This is a genomic window from Noviherbaspirillum album (assembly GCF_035916955.1).
In the GTDB taxonomy this organism is placed as follows: domain Bacteria; phylum Pseudomonadota; class Gammaproteobacteria; order Burkholderiales; family Burkholderiaceae_D; genus Noviherbaspirillum; species Noviherbaspirillum album.
Genome location: NZ_JAWIIV010000089.1, coordinates 1 through 5,346, shown reverse-complemented (window position 1 = coordinate 5,346; position 5,346 = coordinate 1). Strand labels below are relative to the sequence as shown.

The window sequence follows — 5,346 nt, the reverse complement described above, 5'->3', positions numbered from 1 at the left end:
CTGATTGCGTCGTTGCAAGGTGGAACGAGCTTGGCAGGGGCTTCCACAGCTTAGCGTGCTTTATTTTCCGTTTTCTGAGGTGCCCCCTACCAGCAACGCACCGCCGAAGACCGGCAGCAGGAGCGCGAGCAATTCCAGATGGTTAACCGGGGCCTGAAAGACCAGATTCAAGACCTGCAAAACCGGCTCATCCAAGCCGAGTCAAGAGCGTCCGAGCTGATAGACACTAATGCGCAATTACAACGACAAACGCATGAGCTCGAACAGGCCAATGCGATGCACAAAAGCACCTTGGATAGGCAAGTGGCCGATATCCAGAACTTGGAGCATCAACTTAACGACGCCTCGGCAAAAAACCGGGAGCGGAAGCATGAAAGCAAACAATTGGCGGATAATATTGCCGCACTCGCAAGCCAGAAAGCAGATGCCGATAAGCAGGTGGCCGTACTATCCCAAGCATTAGAGGTCACCAAAACGGATCTGAAAGCCTCTCAGAATAGAGCGGAAGTTCTGTCCGATGAGAACAAGTTGATTCTTCAGGAAAAAGCGGTGATTCAGGGGCAGTTTAAGCAGCTTCAGGAGTCACTGTCGCGATAAAGGCTTTAGTCAAACATTCATCGAAAAAGCTATATTAATCAATATATTATATACGAAGTGGCTAATTCCAACGCTTTTACCGGCCGGACCTCAAGTAGCTGCACCGGCCGCCATTTCATTCAAAGAGGCCTCGACGACAGTCAAAACTGTTCGACGCACGTCGATCTTCCATCGCACGCGCTCGACGCATCGGTCCAGGCTTTCGCTATCGTCTGCGTCCAATGCTTTGCAAAGTCGCGCCAGTTCGTCGAGCCCAATTCCGGACTCGAAGGCTGCGCGGAGAAACCGCAGCCTTCCGAGTGTTTTGTCATCGAAAATGTTCTAGCCACTTTCGGTTCGCCGAGCAGGGTGCAACAAGCCGCGTATCATGTAGTCGCGCACGACATGCACGCTGACGCAAGCATCATCAGCCAGCTTCGATATCGAGTACGCATTCATACTGGGCTTTCCTCGCAGTCCTCTAGCAGCTTAAGCGCGACATCATGACCAAGGTCGAACGCACTCTCGACAGGCACGACCTCAATCCCTTGGTGGGTCGAAGCCCACGAATTTGCAATAGACGGAGACGCAAAGAAATGCACATGACAGCAAAACGAACAACGAATGTCGGGCGAAGTATCCGGAGTTCGCAGTGAAACCATTGCTTCTGCCGGTTCGACATGAAGCACTGCTTCTGGTGCAACGGTGAGAGTGATCGGCCTACCGGTGGCGGCGCAGCGGGAAGTGACACGGGCAATCTTGCCGGTCAAGGCGGGAAACATCAAGGTGTCCAGCGCACACCATGTGTACAAATGACGGCCATCCACCTCAAAAACGTGAGAGGTTTCACGTAGTGTCAGCCCCAGTCCAATGATATTGGCCTCGTCGTCATATTCCGTACCAGGTGCCTGCTCAAGTACCGTTGCAACTCTCGCTCCAGACCATCCGAGTGCGCCGGCGAGCTTTTCGCGTGATACAGGTCCCCCCATCGCTAGCTGTCGGAGCAGCGCGACAAAGAGCGTTGCGAACTCTTTAGGATGATTGCCAGATGAAAGGCTTTCGGCAATCTTTTTGGAATAAATAGTCTTGTCCATTTTCCACCTGTTATATCGGGCAGCGATCAACCGGGATAAACCTTACTCGGCGGTTACGTCCTGCGCTTAACAAAGACGAATTACTTTGTGCCTTGCCGGCGTTGCCATTCCTCGGCCAGCAGCTGGGCTTGCTGTAACTGTTCGGGCTTCATTTGAGCTGCATAGTCTGCAACGACTTTTGCTGCTGTCGGTTCTCCCGACGCTGCGGCCAGACTCATCCACTGGTATGCCTGCACCTGGTCGGGCGCGATGTCGGTAAGACCCTTTGCAAACAGCTGGGCCAGCCTGACTTGAGCCTGCGTGTGTCCCTGCTCGGCAGCGAGGCGGTACCACTTGAAAGCCTCTGCATCGTTGGCAGGAGCCGCACGCCCATTCTTATACATACCGTCGACTTCACTTCCGTAGAGGCGCCCGAGGTTGAACTGTGCATCGGCTTCACCCTGCTCGGCCGCCCTGCGGAACCACTGGATCGATGCCGCGTGGTTTTGCTTTACGCCCATACCGCATTTGTACGCAAGACCCATGATGTTCTGAGCCATGGCATCGCCAGCCCTGGCCTTCTTTTCCCAATCACTGACGGTCTCTGGCGACAATGTTTCAATCGCGGCGCCGAGCTTAGAAAAATCATAAGCCGCCAACGCTTGGTTTGGCATGCCTAACGTTGCGGTACTTGCCAGTACGATCGTCAAGCACGCGCGTACACGGCGTAATTTAAGTCTGATGTCACAAAACATAAAAACTCCTCTGTCCCTGTTTTGGTGCCCAAGGTTTAGCCGGCACAGCACGATAGCTGTGTCACATCCTTCGAAAAAGTCTGTGCCACCAGTTTGAGACCTTCAACCATGGTGAGGTAAGGGAAAAGCTGGTTAGCCAGATCCTGGACGGTCATGCGGGCCCGGATGGCAATCGCGGCAGTCTGGATGATTTCGCCTGCTTCCGGTGTCACAGCCTGGACTCCGAGAATGCGTCCGGACCCTGCCTCAGCAACAAGCTTGATAAAGCCGCGGGTATCGAAGTTGGCGAGTGCACGCGGCACATTGTCGAGCGTGAGCGTACGGCTTTCGGTTTGCAGACCAATGCGCTGGGCCTCTGCTTCACTGTAGCCTACCGTGGCAACTTGCGGATCGGTGAACACGACTGCCGGCATGGCGTCGAGATCGAGCTTTACGTCGCCGCCGGTCATATTAATGCCAGCCCGGGTACCAGCCGCGGCTGCAACGTAGACGTACTGAGGCTGGTCAGTGCAGTCGCCAGCTGCGTAAATGTTCGAAGCACTCGTGCGCATGCCTTGATCGATCAGGATGCGATGTTGCGAGTCAAACGTCACACCTGCGCGCTCGAGATTCAGGCTTGCGGTATTTGGCGTGCGGCCGGTGGCAACAAGCAATTGATCCACCTTTAACTCGCCCTGCGCGGTCGTCAGGATGAATTGGCGGTCGCAATAGGTCACGGCACTCGCCTGCGTCTGTGTCAGCACCGTGATGCCTTCCGCACGGAAAGCTGCAGTCACGGCCTCGCCAATGGCAGGGTCGTCACTGGCAAACAAGGTGCGCCGGGCCAGGACCGTCACCTCGCTGCCCAAGCGCGCAAACGCTTGTGCCAGTTCCAGTGCTACGACCGAGGCGCCAATTACTGCCAGCCGTTTAGGAATGGCTTCGCTAACCAGGGCTTCGGTGGACGTCCAATATGGCGTTCCTGCAAGACCAGGCAACGGCGGGATGGCAGCGCTTGCACCAGTGGCAATGAGACAGCGATCGAAGGCCACTTCGCGAGTGTCACCTTCTGCCGCTTCCACGATAAGCGTTTGGCCATCCTTGAATCGGGCGCTGCCTCGCACCAGATTGATCGACGGATTGCTTTCGAGGATGCTTTCATATTTAGCATGACGCAGCTCGTCCACACGGGCCTGCTGTTGCGCCAGCAGACGGTCACGCAGGACAACTGGGGGCGTTGCCGACAGTCCCACGTCAAAAGGACTTTCGCGTCGCAGATGAGCGATATGCGCTGCCCGAATCATGATCTTAGAAGGGACGCAGCCCACGTTGACGCAGGTGCCGCCGATAGTTCCCCGCTCGATCAGGGTGACACGGGCACCGTTTTCAGCTGCCTTCAGCGCTGCTGCCACAGCGGCGCCGCCAGTACCGATGATCGCCACATGCAGCTGACCTGCCGGTTTCTCCACCGCGCGCTCGCCGCTCAGCCACTGGGCGGCTTTGCCAAGGAGTCCTGGCTGTTCAACACTGCGCTCTTTGCTTTCAAATTCGTCTGTAGGCGTAGCACCGTAACCAAGGGCGCCCACTGCTGCTACGAGCGCGGACACGTCAAGCCTATTGCCTGTGACTTGCGCCTTGTTCGATGGATAATCGACAGCCGCTCGCGTTACGCCGGGGACCGCCAGCAGCGCGTCCTCAACGTGCCTTGTACAACTTGGGCAAGTCATTCCCGCCACGCTCAAACCAACTTCGTTTAACTCTTGCATTCCGCTCTCTCTTTTATCCGTTGTGCCCAAGCCAACTAGTACGACGCCTCGGTCACTGAATCGGTTGTGCGCTTCAGGGAACAGGCTCCGTGGGTCGTTTACAGGCTGCTCACGCGATGACGACCGGCAGAATCGCCTGAGCGGCATCTCTGCCGTGGTTCTAGCGATGCTGCCGTTATTTGTTGCCTTACTTCTTCAGCTCAGATGGGTAGCCTACATCCGTCGTCGCCTTGCTAAGCGCCTGGACGTTGGTCTTCGCATCGTCAAACGTTACGACGGCAAGCTTGGTTGAGAAGTCGACCTCGGTCTTGCTAACACCGTCGACCTTGCTCAAGGCCTTTTTAATGGTGATAGGACAAGTCGCGCAGGTCATGCCAGGAACGGCCAAGGTGACCGTCTGCGTGGCGGCCCACACCGGGGCAACAGCGGCGGCGAGGGCAAGGGAGGCAAACAGTTTCTTCATGATGAACTCCTGGTTAATAGAAAAATGGAACGACATAGGGAAATCCAAGCGCGACCAGGACCAGCACGGCCACGATCCAGAAAATCAGCTTGTAGGTGGCGCGCACCTGCGGAATCGCGCAGACCTCACCTGGCTTGCATGCCTGCACGGGCCGGTAAATCCGCTTCCAGGCGAAGAACAGCGCCACTAGCGCCGCGCCGATGAACAACGGTCGATAGGGTTCCAGCACCGTCAGGTTGCCGATCCAAGCACCGGAGAAGCCCAGGGCGACCAGTACTAGCGGCCCCAGGCAGCAGGTCGATGCAAGAATGGCGGCCAGCCCGCCGGCGAAGAGCGCACCGCGCCCGTTTTGTGGTTCAGACATACGTTGGCCCTTTTGAATTTGGATTGGATAGCGTAACCTTACTTCCGTACTCATGTACGGAGTCAAGCGATATGGAAAATAATTTGGAAAACCTGACCATTGGCGTTTTTGCCAAGGCGGCCGGGGTCAACGTGGAGACAATCCGCTTCTATCAGCGCAAGGGCCTGTTGCCGGAACCGGACAAGCCTTACGGCAGCATCCGCCGCTATGGGGAGGCGGACGTGGTTCGGGTGAAATTCGTGAAATCGGCACAGCGGCTGGGGTTCAGTCTGGACGAGATTGCCGAGCTGTTGCGGCTCGACGATGGCACCCACTGCGAGGAGGCCAGCAGCCTGGCCGAGCACAAGCTCCAAGACGTGCGCGAGAAGAT

At 56.6% G+C, this 5,346-nt stretch carries 7 protein-coding genes and 1 pseudogene; 2 read left to right on the top strand and 6 right to left on the bottom strand.

Going from position 1 to position 5,346, the window contains the following annotated elements; all coding sequences use genetic code 11:
• Nucleotides 1-138: 138 nt before the first annotated feature.
• The gene (locus tag RY831_RS32665) at nucleotides 139-597 is read left to right on the top strand and encodes a hypothetical protein (protein ID WP_011405611.1); all 459 of its coding nucleotides are present in this window, start codon (nucleotides 139-141) and stop codon (nucleotides 595-597) included.
• A 90-nt stretch (nucleotides 598-687) separates the two neighbouring features.
• Here RY831_RS32665 and merD read toward each other — a convergent pair.
• From merD to RY831_RS32635, 6 genes and pseudogenes are all read right to left on the bottom strand, one after another.
• A pseudogene (gene merD / locus RY831_RS32660) lies at nucleotides 688-1,035 on the bottom strand (mercuric resistance transcriptional repressor MerD).
• Complete coding sequence (merB, locus tag RY831_RS32655) at nucleotides 1,032-1,670, bottom strand: organomercurial lyase MerB (RefSeq protein WP_011405610.1); 639 nt, start codon at nucleotides 1,668-1,670, stop codon at nucleotides 1,032-1,034. Before merB ends, merD begins: the two are co-directional and overlap by 4 nt.
• A gap of 80 nt (nucleotides 1,671-1,750) precedes the next feature.
• Entirely contained in the window at nucleotides 1,751-2,404 is a 654-nt protein-coding gene (gene merG / locus RY831_RS32650; protein WP_011405609.1) for a phenylmercury resistance protein MerG, read from the bottom strand.
• A gap of 35 nt (nucleotides 2,405-2,439) precedes the next feature.
• Nucleotides 2,440-4,149: a mercury(II) reductase gene (merA, locus tag RY831_RS32645; RefSeq protein WP_011405608.1), complete on the bottom strand. Its 1,710-nt coding sequence runs from the start codon at nucleotides 4,147-4,149 to the stop codon at nucleotides 2,440-2,442.
• A gap of 187 nt (nucleotides 4,150-4,336) precedes the next feature.
• The gene (gene merP, locus RY831_RS32640; protein ID WP_011405607.1) at nucleotides 4,337-4,612 is read right to left on the bottom strand and encodes a mercury resistance system periplasmic binding protein MerP; all 276 of its coding nucleotides are present in this window, start codon (nucleotides 4,610-4,612) and stop codon (nucleotides 4,337-4,339) included.
• A gap of 13 nt (nucleotides 4,613-4,625) precedes the next feature.
• Entirely contained in the window at nucleotides 4,626-4,976 is a 351-nt protein-coding gene (locus RY831_RS32635; protein ID WP_001294663.1) for a mercuric transport protein MerT, read from the bottom strand.
• A gap of 71 nt (nucleotides 4,977-5,047) precedes the next feature.
• Between RY831_RS32635 and RY831_RS32630 the strand changes: the two genes are divergently transcribed.
• Nucleotides 5,048-5,346, top strand: a 299-nt coding sequence (locus tag RY831_RS32630) for a MerR family transcriptional regulator (protein ID WP_220719799.1), incomplete at its 3' end; no start/stop codon positions are given.

Excerpts from the sequence above, each read along its gene's own strand:
- RY831_RS32665 (WP_011405611.1), top strand. The coding sequence starts at position 139 with ATGGTTAACCGGGGCCTGAAAGACCAGATTCAAGACCTGCAAAACCGG.
- RY831_RS32635 (WP_001294663.1), bottom strand. The coding sequence starts at position 4,976 with ATGTCTGAACCACAAAACGGGCGCGGTGCGCTCTTCGCCGGCGGGCTG.
- merB (WP_011405610.1), bottom strand. The coding sequence starts at position 1,670 with ATGGACAAGACTATTTATTCCAAAAAGATTGCCGAAAGCCTTTCATCT.
- merP (WP_011405607.1), bottom strand. The coding sequence starts at position 4,612 with ATGAAGAAACTGTTTGCCTCCCTTGCCCTCGCCGCCGCTGTTGCCCCG.
- merA (WP_011405608.1), bottom strand. The coding sequence starts at position 4,149 with ATGCAAGAGTTAAACGAAGTTGGTTTGAGCGTGGCGGGAATGACTTGC.
- merG (WP_011405609.1), bottom strand. The coding sequence starts at position 2,404 with ATGTTTTGTGACATCAGACTTAAATTACGCCGTGTACGCGCGTGCTTG.